This window comes from Bacillus stratosphericus, assembly GCF_020524495.1.
GTDB lineage: Bacteria > Bacillota > Bacilli > Bacillales > Bacillaceae > Bacillus > Bacillus stratosphericus_B.
Map to the genome: position 1 here is coordinate 33,353 of NZ_JAIVLB010000006.1, position 17,516 is coordinate 50,868.

Consider the following 17,516-nt stretch of genomic DNA (forward strand, 5'->3'; position numbering starts at 1 on the left):
TTCTCTCTCATATGCAGTGTTCTATAAGCCAGTTTATTCAGACTCGTCCTAAATCATGCTATAATAATAAGACTGCCTAAAGAACGAGAAAGCGTAAGGTTCTTTCAGTAGATTTGTGTGAAAGAAGAGGGTGTATCCAACATGTCATTTGACGGCATTTTTACATACGGTATGACAAATGAATTACAAGACACTTTAACTGGCGGGAGAATTTCAAAAATACATCAGCCATATAAGCACGAGCTCATTTTTCATATCCGAGCAAACGGGAGAAATCATAAGCTCCTTTTATCGGCTCATCCGAGCTATGCGAGAGTGCAGCTCACTGAGCATCATTACGATAATCCAAGTGAGCCTCCAATGTTTTGTATGCTCCTGCGAAAGCATCTTGAGGGCGGATTCATTGAACGTTTTGAACAGGTTGGATTTGACCGGGTCATCGTGCTTCACGTACGAAGCCGAAATGAAATTGGCGATGAACAGACCCGAAAGCTATATATTGAAATCATGGGCCGGCACAGTAATTTGATTCTTGTTGAGGACGAAACGCAGCAGATCATTGACGGTCTGAAACATCTTTCTCCATCCGTGAACAGCTATCGAACGGTGCTGCCAGGTCATGAATACCTTCTGCCGCCCGCACAGCAAAAATTGAATCCTTTTGAAGTGACGAAGGGTGATATTTTAAAGCATTTGCGTTTTCAAGAAGGGAAAATTGCCAATCAAATTGTCGACACATTCTCTGGAGTTTCTCCTCTGTTTGCAAAGGAAGCCGTTCACAGAGCTGGCCTTGCTAATCAGGAAACGATTCCAAATACACTGCTAGATATGTTCCAGCTTATACGGACTCAGTCCTTTATACCGCAGTTCACAAGAAAAAATGGCAAAGAGTACTTTTATTTATTAGAACTTCAGCATGTAAGTGGCGACATGAAGACGTTCGATTCTCTTAGCCAGCTGCTTGATCGCTTTTATTTTGGAAAAGCTGAGAGGGACAGAGTCAAACAGCAGGCGGCTGACCTGGAACGGTTTGTTGTGAATGAAAAGAAGAAAAATGAAAACAAGCTGAAAAAACTAAAAAGAACCTTTGAAGAATCCCAAAAGGCACATAAGTACCAGCTCTATGGTGAATTGTTAACAGCCAATTTATATGCCATTAAAAAAGGTGATAAAGAAGCGACTGTCATCAATTATTACGATGAAGAAGGCAGAGAGATCACGATACCGCTAAAAACAAACAAAACCCCTTCTGAAAATGCGCAGGCATATTTTACAAAATATCAAAAGGCAAAAAATGCAGTAGAGGCGGTAAATGAACAAATCGAGCGGACACATGAAGAAATTATTTATTTTGAAGAGCTGATCCAGCAGCTGTCCTCTGCCTCACCAAAAGATTTAGAGGAAATGAGAGAAGAGCTTGTTGAAGGAAAATATTTACGCCCCAAACAAAAACGTCACGCCAAAAAGAAAAAACCGTCGGCCATTCAACTGGAAACGTATGAATCTTCTCAAGGCATTCCAATTTTGGTGGGAAAAAACAACAAACAAAACGAGTATTTGACCACAAAGGCTGCTGCTCGTGATGACATTTGGCTGCACACAAAGGATATTCCTGGATCACATGTCGTCATACGCCATCAAGCACCTGACGAACAAACCTTGCTTGAAGCCGCTCAAATTGCTGCCTATTTCTCTAAGGCACAGGAGTCAAGCTCTGTCCCTGTGGATTATACGACCATTCGGCATGTGAAAAAACCAAACGGAGCAAAGCCTGGCTTTGTTACGTATGATCAGCAGCAAACATTATTTGTCACGCCTGATAAAGATGTTGTACTAAAGCTGCGAACATAAAAAAAGCCGATAAAATCTTAAATAAGATTTTATCGGCTTTTTCTCTGTCGTGTTTTCCTTTCCACATAGAGGGCATCAAGGGCATCTACATCTTCTTGTTCAAGCAGATTCTCAATCGCTGAAGCCAGCTGCTTTGTCCGAGTAGGGCTTGCCCCGCTCGTTGATACTGAAATCGTCACTTTTCCTGCTTTGACAACCTTTGGCATGATCACATTACCGAGCTCTGATTGACTGACACAATTGACAAGCTGATGAGGCTGCGCTGTTTGCGTGATCCATTCGTTCACTGCAGGGTCGTTTGTTGCAGCAACAATGAAGAATGCACCTTTTAGATCTTCAGCGCTCACCTTTTTTTCCTTCCAATTCAGCTCATATGTATCAATGATACGCGCCATCTCATCACAAATGTGAGGACTAACGACCGTGACGCTACAAGACTCTGTACCTAATGCATTCGCCCTTCTTGCCGCTACCGATCCGCCGCCAGCGATGAGCACTTGTTTATTAGTTAGATCAAGATTGATTGGAAGCATGGCCTTCTCCTTGAAAACGAAACACATCCTCTTTGTTTAAAATGGTTTCTTTCACGCGTTCCATATAAGCGGCTTTCACATGGGGATGAAATCCAATATACCGGCATAAACGGACATCCTGAAGCCGTTCTCTCGCCTGATCTACTTCACTTTCAATCTCTTTCATTAAAATGCCCGTAAACAAAAGGTAAGGAATGATATACACAGGCTTATGCTCATCTAACGTTAACTGCGCTAGAACGTCTCGATAATTTGGCTCACATGCCGTAATAAAACATGGGAGAACCTCTGTACGAGGCAGCATGCTTCGGACGTCGTCTGCAATGCCAAATACGTCCCGCTTCACATCCGGATCAGAGCTACCGCGGCCAACTAAGAGGATCCTTGCTCTCTCACCTCGATAACCTGCCTCTTCAATCCTTACTACAACGGCTTTTGTGACTTCTTGATTCACGCCAATTGGTCTTCCGTATGTCACCTTGACTTGGGGGAATCGTTTTTTTACTTTCTCAATCTCGACTGGGATATCTGATTTCGCATGAACGGCAGTTAATAAGAGGAGCGGGACTATCGCTATGTGTGTTGCTCCTTTTTTCACGCAGATTTCAAACCCTTCTTCTATATAAGGCTCATTCAACTCTAAAAAACAAATCTCTTGTATATCTGCTTCAACTAACGGCATACAGCTTCTCATAAAAGAAATAGCTTTATCTTGTGCTTCTTTTACCCTGCTTCCATGCCCAACATAAAGTACAGCTTGTTTCATTTGACCCCTCCTTAATTTTGATCAGACGAAAAGACAAGATATATCCACGTGTTTTTCCCCTTCATCTCATTTTTCAACCAGTGCAGGTTCAAACCAGCTGAGCTTTTGATGAAAATGAACAACTTCTCCTACAACAATCAAACTCGGATGCTCGATTCCTTCTTTTTCAACTGTTTCAGACAGCGTAGCCACCGTGCAGCAAGTCGTCTTTTGCCTAGTAGTGGTTCCCCAGTGAATGAAAGCAGCTGGTGTGTCAGGATTACGTCCATTTTTCAGCAGAAGCCGCTGCACTCTTTCCACGTTTTTGACTCCCATATAGATCACAAGAGTATCAATGCCTGTTGCCAGCGCCTCCCACTTTTCTTCAAATTGTTCATCCTTTTGATAATGTCCTGTGACAAAGGCGACATTTGAGCTGAATTCACGATGCGTCACAGGAATACCCGCATAAGCAGCCGCTGCAATACCAGATGTAATCCCTGGGATGACCTCATACATGATACCGTGCTCAGCTAAGCACTCTATTTCTTCACCGCCACGGCCAAATACAAAGGGGTCGCCGCCTTTCAAACGAACGACAACGTTCCCTTCTTTTGCATGAGCAACAATCGCTTCATTGATGGCTTCCTGTCTCATCGTATGGTGATTTGGCAGCTTTCCACAATATATCAATTCCGCCTCAGGTTTGGCGTGGGCGAGAATCTCTTGATTGACAAGACGATCATACAAAATGACATCTGCCTGCTGTATTGTTTTATGGGCCTTTAATGTAATTAAGTCTGGATCACCCGGTCCCGCACCAACAATGTATACTTTCCCCATCATGCTTTCTCCCCCTGCCATCAGGCGATTATTTCGTCGTTTCCTTTACATAATCAACAAGGTGCTGTTTGGATTCCTCGCGTGACAATTCACCTGTATCTAGGACAAGCTCAGGTGAAGCTGGTTCTTCGTACGGTGAATCAATTCCAGTGAAAAATAGAATTTCGCCGTTTCTTGCTTTTTTATATAACCCCTTTGGATCACGCTCTTCACACACATTGAGATCACATTTCAAAAACACTTCGTGAAATTCCCCATCTTCGACTAATTGTCGGACAATTTGGCGATCTTCTTGAAATGGTGAAATAAAGGCAGTGATGACAATTGTCCCTTGCGCAACAAATAGTTTCGCCACTTCTCCTATCCGCCGAATGTTCTCTTTTCTATCGTCATCTGAAAATCCTAAATCTTTATTGAGTCCATGTCGTACGTTGTCTCCATCAAGAACTGTGACTTGATAGCCCTGTTCAAACAGCTCTCTAGCCGCTGCGTTTGCGATCGTCGATTTACCTGAACCACTTAGACCAGTGAGCCAAATGATGCCGCTTGTATGATTATTTTTCTGTTGATATTCTTTTTTTGTAATAGATGAATCATGCCACACGATATGTTCGTTACTCATGTCATACACTCCTTTAAGATACCGTCTTTTTTAATCCTTTGATTAATGTTTCAATGACTTCTTTTCGGCTGAACGTACTCGGGGGTAATTCACCGTTTCTAAGCATTGTTCGAACCTTGGTACCTGAAAGAATGACATGCTCGCTTTTATCGTGCGGGCACGTTTTTGGCGTTGCCATCGCTTCACATGTATTGCAATAGAAGCTATGTTCAAATTTTAAAGGGGTGATACCGATCTCTTCACTCGTAAATTGATCAAATAGTTCCTGCGCCTCGTATGTGCCGTAATAATCGCCCACACCTGCATGATCTCTACCGACAATAAAGTGTGTGCAGCCATAATTTTTACGGACAAGCGCATGAAATATCGCTTCCTTTGGTCCAGCATAACGCATTGCAGCAGGAAAAACACCTAAAAAGACGCGATCTTTTGGATAATAACCGTTCAATAACACTTGATAGCTTTTCATCCTAACATCTGCTGGAATATCATCGGATTTTGTTTCACCAACAAGCGGATTTAAAAATAAGCCATCTACTGTTTCTAGTGCTGTTTTTTGAATATATTCATGGGCACGGTGGACTGGGTTTCTCGTTTGGAAACCAACAATCGTTTTCCATCCGTTTTCTTTAAAATGTCTTCTTGTTTCTTCTGGCTCATACGTAAACTGAGGGAATGGTTTTTCGCTTCGTTTCGTCAGTGTAATTTTACCACCAATATACGTGTCCCCGCGCTCAAATAATTTTTTCACCCCAGGATGATTCCGGTCATCGGTTTTATACACATTCACAGCTTCTTTTTCCTTATCTGGTGTATATTGATCTTCTACTTCAATGACCCCGTATACGGTTCCATTGTACGATAGACGTAAAATATCACCTTGATTGATCTCCTCTGCCTTTTCCTTTGTAACTGGCAGCGTAATAGGAAGAGACCAAACGACACCACTTGCAAGTCGCATACTGCTGACAACTGCTTCGTAATCTGCTTTTGTCAAAAACCCTTCAATTGGACTGTACCCACCAATTGCAATGAGTTCAAGGTCTGCAAAAGAGATGGCATCCAGTTCAATTTCTTTCGCAACTGTGCTGAGATCATATCCTTCATTTATTCGATTAATTAATACGCCACCATGTGGTGTTAAACTCATTTGTTCATCTTCCTCTCAATTTTCATATTTATTAGATGTTAATAGTCGGATTTGAGATTAAATCCCGCCGCCCTGTTCATGTATAGAGCTGCTTTCATTTTTGACTGCCTTCATCAGACTCAACGCACCGAGTGATGCAAGCAGTACACTTATCATGATAAAAATTGAATAGTAGTCTTCTTTTAAGAAAAGGCTTACCAGCAAATATGATAGGCTAAGTGATAAGAAGGGTGACACAACCCAGACCTTCAGCATTTTTTTCACGACATGCTTATGGAAAATGTTCGGTCCATCCTTAGCCATCCCGAGGCCAATAATGGACGAGGAGGTGATTTGGGTAAGTGGAACTGGCAACCCAAAAATAGAGCTGACGATCACAAGTCCAGCACCAGTACTAGATAACAAAATTCCTTCACCTGTTTGATAGCGGGTGATTTTCTTTCCGTTTGTTTCAAGTACTCTTCTACCAAGAAAAAGAGCACCTAGTGCAACGAAGGCCCCGCCATAAAGTGTCCCTTGACCAATGGACAAAACGCCTGAAGAAACAAGCGGACCTACAGCATTTGCAACGTTGTTCATCCCAGCTGAAAATGCCTCTAGAAACCCACTGATGATTAACACGATCGATAAAACCACTGTGCCTTTTTTTGATAATGGGCGTTTAGGGAACATTTTGATGATTTTGACCACAGCAAATGTAAACGCAAAAGCAACAATTGGAATGATGACCCAAAATGACACAATGACTAAAATAAATTTCACATATAATACTTTATATGCGACCGCAACACCAACGACAGCCCCTACTGTGACCTCACTCGTTGATAAAGGGATGGCCAATAAGTTAGCTATGAAGAGTGATAATGCAGCGGAGCCAATGATAATACAAACGATTTCAAGTGTAATCACAGATTCTGGCATAATCCCAGAGCTGATTGTTTTGACGACCTCAACTCCGCCAATCACTGAACCTGCTAAAATTCCAGCTGCACAAACGCTAAGTGCATAAATCGGCTTTTGAATGGCACCCGATCCATACGCTATCCCCATAGAAGCAGCTGCTCCGCTTGCGCCAATATTTAAAGCAAAGAATAAGCTAAATAAAATTGCGGCGATTTCCATAGATTATGCTCCCTTACTCATGTAATCCGCACTCTGTCTTTGCTGTACCTGACCATCTTCCAGAACGCAAATCATCTGCAGTGAAGGCAGGCTGTGTACATGGTGCACAGCCAATACTAGGATATCCTTGGTCATGAAGCAGATTATAAGGAAGATTCTCTCTAGACGCATATCTCCATATGTCCTTCCACGTCCAATGAATGAGCGGGCATACTTTCACTGATTTAAATTTTTCATCCTTATTTAAAAATTTAGTACCAGCTCGTTTTGGTGATTGCTCTCTTCTTAAGCCAGAAAGCCATGCCGGAAAGTCAGATAGTGCTCCTTGCAAAGGAATGACCTTCCGCATATGGCAGCAGCTTTGAGGATTTGTTTCCCATAATTTATCACCATGCTGCTCGTTTTGCTGTTCAACCGTCAGCTCAGGTGTTTTCAGCACGATGTCTAAACCGGAGTATCTTTCCATAATTGCATCAATTGTGTCGTATGTTTCCTTGAAATGTAGACCTGTATCTAAAAAGACAATTCTCGCATCCTTTTTGACTTTCGCAATTAAATCGATTAGGACAATGCCCTCAATGCCAAAACTGCATGCATAAACAAGTTGATCACCATAATGACCGTACGCCCATTTCAGCACGGATAGGGTTTCTTTATACAAATCTTCCTCTTGAAACGTAATGGACGGCTCTTGCCAATTTTCATAAGTTAACATTGTTTCTCCCCTTCCGGAGTACTCGTCATCTTGAATCGCTCGCACTACTTTCATCTAACTTTTTCATTTTTCTCTACTTACATCAATTGTTCTTCCACCTCATTGTTAAAATAAAAAAACTTTCTTTCAGTCCGAAAGAAAGATGAGGAAGCTTACGGTTTCCTTATCTTTCAAAACAGAATCATTTTGCAGGAAGTAGCACCTTGCTAATTGCAGGTTGCCGGGCTTCATCGGGCCAGTCCCTCCACCTCTCTGGATAAGAGTTTTAATTTGTATTAAATATTAACACAATTCCAATAAAAGTCAACCCGACTTTATTGATAGGATTAGTTTTCATTGGAATTTGAGTCTATTTTACTATTTTAACCAAATGAAAAAGCTATGCAGCTAGGCACAGCTTTTAGACCGTTTCTTCCATCCAAGATGCAGAGGAAGGATCTTGTCTCCAGCGTTTTAATTTATTCATAGCCGAAGGATCGATTGCTTTTAGCTCTAGAGCCACTTCTATCAGTGTGTCATAGTCTGTTAGTGTGACATATGGAATGTTTTTTTTCTGAAAAGCAGCAACTGCCTTTGGCAGTCCGTATGTGAAAATAGCCACAACGCCAAGTACGTCACAGCCTTCTTCTTGAAGTGCAGCGACAACTTCAAGGACACTGCCCCCAGTTGAAATGAGGTCTTCTACAACGACAACCTTTTGGCCAAACGATACGGCCCCTTCAATTTGATTCCCTTTACCGTGTGCCTTTGGCTTACTTCTGACATAACACATCGGAACGTTCAGACGGTCTGCCGCTAATGCCGCATGCGGAATGCCTGCTGTTGCAGTACCTGAGACCACCTCCGCTCCCTCGAAATGAGTAAGAATCAGATTTTTTAGTCCATCAGCAATGTCCTGTCTCACTTCTGGGTACGACAAGGTCAGGCGATTGTCACAGTAAATCGGTGATTTGATGCCGCTAGCCCATGTAAACGGTTCGTCTGGTTTTAATGCGACAGCTTTGATTTGCAATAGATGTTGAGCAATTTTCGTTTTCATCCGGCAGTCACTCCCACTCTTTCTTAATTTGATAATAAGCTTCCAAAGGGTTTGCGGCTTTCGTGATGGATCTTCCAACAACAATTTGTGAAACACCTTGCTCTTTTGCAAAGGCAGGTGTCGCCACACGCTTTTGGTCATCGGTTTGATCATTCGTTAAACGAATCCCTGGTGTCACAGTGAGAAAGGAAGGTGAGATTTGCTCATGTAGCGATTTTGACTCATGAACAGAACATACAACACCGTCGAGTCCGCTCTCGTACGCCATTTGCCCGTAATGCAGCACAGTCTCTTGCAGTGGCCGGTCAATGAGTAATTCTTTTTTCATGATGTCTTCAGACGTACTTGTGAGCTGAGTCACAGCAATAATGACTGGTCTGCTTTGTCCAGCAGGCGTTCCGCTTTCAAGCCCCTCTACCGCAGTTTGCATCATTCTTTTCCCGCCAGATGCATGCACATTGACCATATCAACGCCAAGCGTGGCAAGCCGGTTCATTGCTTTTTGCACCGTTGTTGGAATGTCATGTAACTTCAAGTCAAGGAAAATACGACAATTTTTTTCTTTCAGTGTTTCAAGGATAGCAGGTCCTTCTTGGTAAAAAAGCTCCATGCCGACCTTCACAAATAATGGTGTCCCTTCAAAGGGATCTAAAAAGGCAAGCGCCTCACGCCCTGATGGAAAATCAAGCGCGATGATGGGCAAGTGCTTCATTCTTCCAGCTCCTTCCAATACATTCCTCTACAGATGAATAACCATAAGCCGCTAACACATTCGGCAGCTCTTCAATGATTTCTGGGCAAATAAATGGGTTCACAAAATTAGCTGTCCCGACAGCTACTGCACTGGCACCTGCTAATAAAAATTCAAGTACATCTTCAGCACTTTGCACCCCTCCCATCCCGATAATCGGAATAGAAACCGCTTGACTGACCTCATGCACCATTCGAACTGCGACAGGTTTTACAGCCGGGCCTGATAATCCGCCTGTTTTATTGGCCAAAATGGGTTTCCCTGTTTTTAAATCAAGACGCATGCCAATTAAGGTGTTAATCATAGTGAGCCCATCCGCTCCAGCAGCTTCAATCGCTCTAGCAATCTCAACAATATTGGCTACATTAGGAGACAGTTTCACATAGACAGGAACGGAAGAGACTTCCTTGACCTCTTTTGTCAATGTCGCGGCCATCTGCTGATCCGTACCAAATGCGATCCCGCCTGTTTTGACATTCGGACAGGAGATATTCAGTTCGAGGGCATGGACATTCTTTGCTTGACTGATTTGTTTTGCTACTTCGACATAATCATCAACCTGCGAACCTGCAACGTTTGCAATAATCGGTGTATCAAACCGTTCAAGCCAAGGCAATTCATTTTCAAGCACCCCGTTCAGACCTGGGTTTTGAAGGCCGATCGCATTCAGCATACCGGCTCCAGTCTCGGCTACCCTCGGTGTTGGGTTGCCAAATCTCGGTTCAAGGGTGGTGGCTTTGATCATGATGCCGCCAAGCATAGATAAATCATATAATGAAGCAAATTCTCTTCCGAATCCAAAGCATCCTGATGCAGGAATAATTGGGTTCTTTAAAGATAAACCGGGTAATTCAACGCTTAGCATGACAATGCCACCTCCCCTGCTTTAAAGACAGGTCCATCAAGACAAACTTTGACGTAAGGCTTTTCGTGCTGATCGGTATGACAAACACAAGCAAAGCATGCACCAATGCCGCAGCCCATTCGTTCTTCCATTGAAATATAGACTGGCTTATCCGGATATGTGTCCTTTAGTGCTTTTAGCATAGGTGTCGGTCCGCATGAAAGCAGCACATCAAAGCTTAAGTTCTTCTCTTCGATGACACTTGTCACGAAGCCTTTTGAACCGTACGTTCCATCAACAGTCGCGATAAAAGTATCTCCGAGTGCTTGAAATGTCTCCTCGTAAAATACGTCCTTTTTCGATTGAAAGCCGAGGACATGTTTCACGATAACGCCTTTTTTCTTTAAACGCTTCGATAGCTCATATAGCGGCGGCACACCAATTCCTCCACCGACCAGTAATGCCGTCTGCCCGGGCTGAACGACTGAAGGATCGTATCCGTTCCCAAGCGGCCCTAATACATCAACTGATTCTCCCGCTCGCTTTTGGGAAAGGAGCTTTGTGCCCTCTCCCTCTGCGCGGAAAATGATGGTTGCTTCTTTTTTCTCGGCATGAATGTTGGCAATACTGATCGGTCTTCTCAGTAGCGGTGTCATGGATTCGCTGACCTTTATATGAAGAAACTGTCCAGCCGTTTGAAATGATTCCACAAGGTCACCTTTTAATGTCATTTCGTAAATATGATCAGCGATCTCTCGGTTAGAGACGACCGTCAAGTATGCTTTTTTCATATTGTTACTGTCACCTCAGCATTCGTTTTCACTTCTGGCATTTCGTCTGCTCTAAATGTCATGCTCTCCAGCACTCTTAAAATGGCTTCTGCCGTATCTAGTGACGTTAAGCAAGCCACTCCATTTTCAACAGATTCACGTCTGATTTTAAAGCCATCTCTTGCCGGCTGTTTTCCTTTTGTCAGTGTGTTGATGACAAATTGGGCTTCACCGTTTCGAATGACATCGAGAAGATTCTTTCCTTCTTCTCCTATTTTGCCGACAACACTTGATGGGATGGATGCTCGTTTTAAGTATTTAGCTGTTCCTTCTGTCGCTAAAATATGATAGCCGATGGAATGGAACCTTCTTGCAATCTCAAGTCCTTCTTCTTTATCCTTGTCAGCGACTGTCAAGAGAACCGTTCCGTCATTTGGAATTTGAATCCCTGATGCAATCAATCCTTTATAGAGGGCTTTTTCGATTGTGACATCTTTCCCCATGACTTCACCTGTTGATTTCATCTCAGGCCCAAGTGTAATATCCACTCTTCTTAGTTTTGCAAAAGAGAAGACTGGGACTTTCACGTACACCCCATCTTGCTCTGCGCGAAGTCCTTCTTGATAGCCATAGTTTTTGAGCTTGTCACCTAAAATGACTTTTGTTGCTAGATTCGCCATAGGAATGCCCGTAATTTTACTTAGGAATGGGACCGTCCGGCTTGAACGCGGATTCACTTCAAGCACGTACACTTCTCCTTTTGATAGAACAAATTGAATGTTAAGCAGCCCAATAATGTTGAGTCCTTTTGCGAGTTTCATTGTGTATTCTGCGATCTTCGCTTTGATGTCTTCAGATAATGTCTGCGGCGGATAGACCGCAATGGAGTCACCAGAGTGAACCCCTGCTCTTTCAATATGTTCCATAATGCCTGGGATCACGACAGTTTCTCCGTCAGATACTGCATCTACTTCAATTTCTTTTCCTGTCAAATACTTGTCAATTAAAACTGGGTGTTGCGGATTAACTTTCACCGCATTCTCCATATAATGAAGGAGCTCGGCTTCTTGGTACACAATTTCCATCGCCCGACCGCCTAACACATAGGAAGGACGGACAAGGACTGGGTAGCCGATCTGATTTGCAATCGATACGGCCTCTGGCACAGAAGTGGCTGTTTTTCCTTTTGGCTGAGGAACGCCGAGTGTTTCTAATGTTTGTTCAAACTTGTCACGGTTTTCCGCCCGGTCAAGGTCTTCAAGAGAAGTCCCAAGAATCTTAACCCCTCTATTTGATAATTCATCTGCTAAGTTGATTGCTGTTTGTCCGCCAAACTGAACGACGACACCTTCTGGTTTTTCAAGGTCGATGATGTGCATCACATCTTCTACAGTGAGTGGTTCAAAGTAGAGTTTATCTGAAATACTGAAATCTGTTGAGACTGTTTCAGGGTTGTTGTTAATAATAATGGCTTCATACCCTGCTTGTTTGATCGCCCACACAGAATGGACGGTCGCATAATCAAATTCAACCCCTTGTCCAATTCGGATTGGACCTGAGCCTAGTACGATGACACTTTTCTTGTCTGTTTGTTCTGATTCATTTTCATCTTCATATGTGCTGTAGAAATATGGTGTTTCTGATTCAAATTCAGCCGCACATGTATCAACCATTTTATAAACTGGAACGATGCCTGCTTCTTGTCTTAGATTATAGACATCTGCTTCGTTCATGTTCCACTCGCGGCTAATATAGATGTCTGAGAAACCTTTATGTTTCGCTTCTTTTAATACGTCTACATTGCCTTTCTTTTCTTTTAACGTCTTTTCAAATGCGATGATGCCTTCTAGTTTATGAAGGAAGAAATAATCAATTTTTGAGAATTCATGAATCTGTTCGACTGTATAGCCCCTTCTAAGCGCCTCAGCGATATAAAATAGTCGCTCGTCTCCTGCTTTGATAATTCGCTTTTCGAGTACTTCGTTTGTGATGTCAGCTTCATCTTTTAATTCAATATGATGCACATCCGCTTCAAGTGAGCGTACAGCCTTTAAAAGAGACTCCTCTAATGTACGGCCGATCGCCATGACTTCACCCGTTGCTTTCATTTGAGTACCAAGACGTCTGTTGGCAGATTCAAATTTATCGAACGGCCAGCGCGGGATTTTTGAAACGATATAGTCAAGTGCTGGCTCGAAAGCGGCATATGTTTTACCTGTGACTGGGTTCATCATTTCATCAAGCGTTAGGCCGACAGCAATTTTCGCTGCAAGTTTTGCAATTGGATATCCTGTCGCTTTAGATGCAAGCGCAGAAGAACGGCTTACGCGCGGGTTTACTTCGATGATATAGTATTGAAAGCTGCTCGGGTCAAGCGCCAGCTGTACGTTACAGCCGCCTTCAATGCCAAGTGCGCGGATCAGCTTGAGGGAGACATTACGAAGCAGCTGATATTCACGGTCACTTAAGGTTTGGCTTGGCGCAACGACAATACTATCACCTGTGTGGATGCCGACAGGATCAAAGTTTTCCATGTTGCAAACAACGATCGCATGGTCACCACTGTCACGCATGACTTCATATTCAATTTCTTTAAAGCCTGCAATACTCTTTTCAAGTAAGCATTGTGTGACCGGGCTTAGCTTAAGACCGTTCTCGACGATTTCTTTCAGTTCTTGCTCGTTTGTACAAATTCCGCCGCCCGTTCCGCCTAATGTATAGGCTGGTCTTACAATGACAGGGAAGCCGATTTGATTCGTAAACGCCATCGCTTCTTCAAGATTATGAATGATTTCACTTTCTGGTACAGGTTCATTTAGTTCGTTCATCAGATTACGGAATAAATCTCTGTCCTCTGCTTTTTGAATAGCTGAGAGCTTTGTTCCAAGTACTTCAACGCCGCATTCAGCTAATACGCCAAGGTCTGATAATTCAACGGCAAGGTTCAGCCCAGTTTGTCCGCCAAGTGTAGGTAAGATCGCATCAGGACGTTCTTTTCGAATGATTCGTGTTAAAAATTCTGGTGTCAGTGGTTCAATGTATACCTTGTCCGCCATTTCTGTATCTGTCATGATCGTCGCAGGATTGGAATTGACAAGAACGACTTCATAGCCCTCTTCTTTTAGTGCTAAGCAAGCCTGTGTGCCTGCATAGTCAAACTCCGCTGCCTGACCGATGATGATGGGACCTGATCCGATAACTAAAATCTTTTTGATGTCTAAGCGTTTTGGCATACTTCTTCCCCTTCTTTCTCAGTCGTATGAATCATTTCCATGAATTGATCAAATAAGTAATTGGCATCTTCTGGACCAGGTGACGCTTCTGGGTGATACTGTACAGTGAATGCTGGTGCTTCTTTATGCTTTAATCCTTCAACCGTATTGTCATTTAGTGCAATATGAGTGACTTCGAGTAAGTCTTCGTTAATCGCACTTACCGTGTAGCCATGGTTTTGAGACGTCAAGGTCACCTTTCCAGTGGCTAGTTCTTTGACTGGGTGATTTGATCCTCTATGGCCAAACTTCATTTTTTCTGTACTAGCACCGCAAGCAAGAGCGAATAACTGGTGTCCTAAACAAATACCAAAGAGTGGTACCTTTCCAATGAGCTGTTTAATCATTTCAACCGCTTCTGGTACATCGACTGGGTCCCCAGGTCCGTTTGAAAGCATGATGCCGTCAGGCTTTAACTGCAGCACTTCATCTGCAGTGATATTGTATGGCACCACAACGACATCACAGTCACGCTTATTGAGCTCGCGCAAAATGCCGTGCTTCATGCCGAAATCCACAAGCACAATTCTTTTTCCTCTTCCTGGGCTTGGGTACGCATTTTTCACAGATACTTGACTCACTTGATCTGTTGGCATCTGCATCGTTTGAAGGCGGCGCACAACATCATCCACTTGTTCACCCGGTCCTGCAAAAGCCCCTCTTAATGCCCCTGCACTTCGAATCATTCTTGTCAGCTTTCGTGTGTCGATTCCGCTAAGACCCGGAATGTTTTTCATTTTTAAGTATTCATCGAGTGAATATGAAGAGCGCCAGTTTGAGGGCTTTTCACAAAGCTCTTTCACAATCAGCCCTTTCACAAACGGTGTGATCGATTCAAAATCATCACGGTTAATGCCATAGTTGCCGATAAGCGGGTAAGTGAGTGTGACAATTTGTCCGCAGTATGATGGGTCAGACAAAATCTCTTGATAGCCCGTCATCCCTGTGTTAAAGACGACTTCTCCGACTGACGCTTTTAAGCTGCCAAAGCCTGTCCCTTCGAATACTGTTCCGTTTTCTAGCACTAAGCGTCTCTTCATTTTACTAGTCTCCCCTCTTCATAAACGACTTTCCCAGATGCAAGTGTCATGACCGGCCATCCTGATACAGTCAATTTGTCAAACGGTGTATTTTGTCCTTTAGATAAGAAGCTTTTTTTATCGATTTCCATTTCTTTGTTTAAATCAATCAGTGTGATATCAGCTACTTGGCCCTCTTCTAGCTTTCCGTATGGAAGAGAAAAGGCTTTTGCTGGTTTGATGGTCATATAATCAACGAGTTCTTTTAAAGTCCATTCGCCTGTTTTCACAAAGCGTGTGTACAGAAGCGGGAAGGCTGTTTCAAGGCCTACAATCCCAAAAGGTGCACGCTGCATCGTTTCATGTTTTTCTTCTTCTGTATGCGGCGCATGGTCTGTCGCGATGAAATCAATCGTGCCATCTAAAAGTCCCTCGATGAGTGCCTCGCGATCCTCTATCCCTCTTAGCGGCGGGTTCATTTTATAGTTTGTATCAAGACCCGGGATGTCCGTATCACATAAAAGCAAATGATGGGGCGAAACCTCAGCCGTCACACGAATGCCTGCTTTTTTTGCATCACGAACGACTCGCACAGATTCTTTCGTACTGATATGACATACATGATAATGACAGTTCGCTGCTTCTGCTAAGAGAACATCTCTTGCAATATGCACCGATTCACAAATGGACGGTATTCCGTTTAACCCATTTACTTGTGAAAATTCCCCTTCATGAACGCACCCTCGGTAAATAAGCGAGTTATCTTCACAGTGCGCCACAATCGCTTGATCAAGGCTAGCTGCCTTTTTCATGGATTCGTACATCATACCCGCTGTTTGGATGCCAACTCCGTCATCCGTAAAGGCAAAGGCACCTGCTTCTTTTAACGCTGCAAAGTCCGTCATTTCTTCTCCAATTTGTCTAGTGGTAATAGAGGCGTATGGCAGCACTCTTACAGATGAGGTCTCTTCGATTCGATTCATGAGCCATTCCATTTGCTCTTTTGTATCTGGAACTGGTCGTGTATTAGGCATAGCAGCAATCGTCGTATACCCGCCTCTTGCCGCTGCCTTAGAACCTGTTTCAATGGTTTCCTTTTTCTCTCCGCCTGGCTCTCTTAAATGCACATGCAGATCAATCAAACCTGGTGACACAAATAGCCCTGCTGCATCAATGACCTCTTCTCCGTCTTCTCTTTCTAAGTGACCAATTGCTTGAATCACTTCTCCTTCTACCCTAATATCCTGCTGCACTCTTTTCCCTGTGCTTGTTAAGATAAAACCGTTTTTAATGAGATATGACATAGACAGAATCTCTCCCTTTTTGATGTAGTCTGCTATTTTGAAAAGCTCTTTTTAAAACAGCCATTCGGATATACACACCATTTTCCATTTGTTTGAAAATCCTTGACTGCTTTGATTCCACTAAAGAATCATCGATTTCAACACCTCTGTTCACAGGTGCTGGATGCATAATAATGGCTCGTTCTTTCATTTTGCTTGCCCTATCTACTGTTAATCCATAGGTAGATAAGTAATCCTCACTGCCCATCTTTTCTGTATGCCTTTCATGCTGAATTCTCAGCAGCATCACCACATCAGAGCGTTTGATGGCTTCATCAACTTCGACATACGTTCCGTGAGGGTTTTGTTTAACTAGGAAGGAAGTTGGTCCTGAAAAGAGCACTGTTGCTCCTAGTCTTGAGAGGACCTCAGCATTCGACCTTGCCACCCGGCTATGTTTGATATCTCCATGAATCGAAATCGTTAAGCCTTCAAAACCGCCAAACTCTTCGAAGATCGTCATTAGGTCAAGCAGTGATTGTGTAGGGTGCTGTCCGCATCCATCTCCAGCATTGATGATTGGAATCCCTACCTTCCCAATTAGCTCGTTGTAATATTCGTCGGTGCTGTCCCGGATGACACAAGCCTTGACTCCTATGGATTCTAGCGTTTTAACAGTATCGTAAAGCGTCTCTCCCTTTTGAACAGAGGTACTTGCCGCATCTAGGCTAAGCACATTCATTCCAAGCTTCTTTTCCGCTACTTCGAAGCTAAAGCGTGTTCTTGTACTTGGTTCAAAGAAAAGGTTCGCCACAAATTCTCCTGCCAATCCATGTTCCTGTTTCCCATTTTTCAGCGCAGCTGCTTCCTCAATTAGCTGTAAAATCTCTTCCTTAGACAAACTGCTCATTGTCGATAGATCATTCATTTTTCTTCCCCCTCTAGTTTTTCATCACT

Annotated in this window: 16 protein-coding genes and 1 riboswitch; of the genes, 1 reads left to right on the top strand and 15 read right to left on the bottom strand. The window is 43.2% G+C overall.

The genetic code is table 11. The features are described 5' to 3' along the window. Nucleotides 1-141 precede the first annotated feature (141 nt). Nucleotides 142-1,851: an Rqc2 family fibronectin-binding protein gene (locus tag LC033_RS03585; protein ID WP_226566897.1), complete on the top strand. Its 1,710-nt coding sequence runs from the start codon at nucleotides 142-144 to the stop codon at nucleotides 1,849-1,851. A 29-nt stretch (nucleotides 1,852-1,880) separates the two neighbouring features. Here LC033_RS03585 and LC033_RS03590 read toward each other — a convergent pair whose 3' ends face one another. From LC033_RS03590 to LC033_RS03660, 15 genes are all read right to left on the bottom strand, one after another. Beyond that, nucleotides 1,881-2,384 carry a precorrin-2 dehydrogenase/sirohydrochlorin ferrochelatase family protein gene (locus tag LC033_RS03590; protein ID WP_226566898.1) on the bottom strand — a complete coding sequence of 168 codons (504 nt, stop codon included), beginning with the start codon at nucleotides 2,382-2,384 and terminating at the stop codon, nucleotides 1,881-1,883. Next, entirely contained in the window at nucleotides 2,365-3,150 is a 786-nt protein-coding gene (locus LC033_RS03595) for a sirohydrochlorin chelatase (protein WP_226566899.1), read from the bottom strand. Before LC033_RS03595 ends, LC033_RS03590 begins: the two co-directional genes overlap by 20 nt. Before the next feature lie 66 nt (nucleotides 3,151-3,216). Further along, nucleotides 3,217-3,972, bottom strand: coding sequence for a uroporphyrinogen-III C-methyltransferase (gene cobA, locus LC033_RS03600; protein ID WP_226566968.1), 756 nt, complete (start codon nucleotides 3,970-3,972; stop codon nucleotides 3,217-3,219). Nucleotides 3,973-4,000: 28 nt separating this feature from the next. Continuing rightward, nucleotides 4,001-4,594, bottom strand: a complete 594-nt coding sequence (gene cysC / locus LC033_RS03605) for an adenylyl-sulfate kinase (RefSeq protein ID WP_226566900.1) — start codon at nucleotides 4,592-4,594, stop codon at nucleotides 4,001-4,003. A gap of 13 nt (nucleotides 4,595-4,607) precedes the next feature. Continuing rightward, complete coding sequence (gene sat, locus LC033_RS03610) at nucleotides 4,608-5,744, bottom strand: sulfate adenylyltransferase (protein WP_226566901.1); 1,137 nt, start codon at nucleotides 5,742-5,744, stop codon at nucleotides 4,608-4,610. A gap of 57 nt (nucleotides 5,745-5,801) precedes the next feature. Then, nucleotides 5,802-6,866, bottom strand: coding sequence for a sulfate permease (gene cysP, locus LC033_RS03615; RefSeq protein ID WP_226566902.1), 1,065 nt, complete (start codon nucleotides 6,864-6,866; stop codon nucleotides 5,802-5,804). 13 nt (nucleotides 6,867-6,879) lie between these two features. After that, on the bottom strand, nucleotides 6,880-7,581 hold the full coding sequence (locus LC033_RS03620) for a phosphoadenylyl-sulfate reductase (RefSeq protein ID WP_226566903.1): 702 nt from the start codon (nucleotides 7,579-7,581) through the stop codon (nucleotides 6,880-6,882). 160 nt (nucleotides 7,582-7,741) lie between these two features. After that, nucleotides 7,742-7,844, bottom strand: a riboswitch (SAM riboswitch). Nucleotides 7,845-7,981: 137 nt separating this feature from the next. Then, a complete protein-coding gene (pyrE, locus tag LC033_RS03625; protein ID WP_226566904.1) occupies nucleotides 7,982-8,620 on the bottom strand; it encodes an orotate phosphoribosyltransferase in 639 nt (212 codons plus the stop codon). 7 nt (nucleotides 8,621-8,627) lie between these two features. Next, nucleotides 8,628-9,332, bottom strand: coding sequence for an orotidine-5'-phosphate decarboxylase (gene pyrF, locus LC033_RS03630; RefSeq protein WP_226566905.1), 705 nt, complete (start codon nucleotides 9,330-9,332; stop codon nucleotides 8,628-8,630). Further along, nucleotides 9,304-10,236 carry a dihydroorotate dehydrogenase gene (locus tag LC033_RS03635; protein WP_226566906.1) on the bottom strand — a complete coding sequence of 311 codons (933 nt, stop codon included), beginning with the start codon at nucleotides 10,234-10,236 and terminating at the stop codon, nucleotides 9,304-9,306. The genes pyrF and LC033_RS03635 overlap by 29 nt, the downstream gene beginning before the upstream one ends. Then, a complete protein-coding gene (locus LC033_RS03640) occupies nucleotides 10,230-11,006 on the bottom strand; it encodes a dihydroorotate dehydrogenase electron transfer subunit (RefSeq protein ID WP_226566907.1) in 777 nt (258 codons plus the stop codon). The genes LC033_RS03635 and LC033_RS03640 overlap by 7 nt, the downstream gene beginning before the upstream one ends. Continuing rightward, a complete protein-coding gene (gene carB / locus LC033_RS03645) occupies nucleotides 11,003-14,218 on the bottom strand; it encodes a carbamoyl-phosphate synthase (glutamine-hydrolyzing) large subunit (RefSeq protein WP_226566908.1) in 3,216 nt (1,071 codons plus the stop codon). Before carB ends, LC033_RS03640 begins: the two co-directional genes overlap by 4 nt. Further along, the gene (locus LC033_RS03650) at nucleotides 14,203-15,297 is read right to left on the bottom strand and encodes a carbamoyl phosphate synthase small subunit (RefSeq protein WP_226566909.1); all 1,095 of its coding nucleotides are present in this window, start codon (nucleotides 15,295-15,297) and stop codon (nucleotides 14,203-14,205) included. Before LC033_RS03650 ends, carB begins: the two co-directional genes overlap by 16 nt. After that, on the bottom strand, nucleotides 15,294-16,580 hold the full coding sequence (gene pyrC, locus LC033_RS03655; RefSeq protein ID WP_226566910.1) for a dihydroorotase: 1,287 nt from the start codon (nucleotides 16,578-16,580) through the stop codon (nucleotides 15,294-15,296). The genes LC033_RS03650 and pyrC overlap by 4 nt, the downstream gene beginning before the upstream one ends. Then, nucleotides 16,564-17,487, bottom strand: a complete 924-nt coding sequence (locus LC033_RS03660; RefSeq protein ID WP_226566911.1) for an aspartate carbamoyltransferase catalytic subunit — start codon at nucleotides 17,485-17,487, stop codon at nucleotides 16,564-16,566. Before LC033_RS03660 ends, pyrC begins: the two co-directional genes overlap by 17 nt. Nucleotides 17,488-17,516 lie beyond the last annotated feature (29 nt).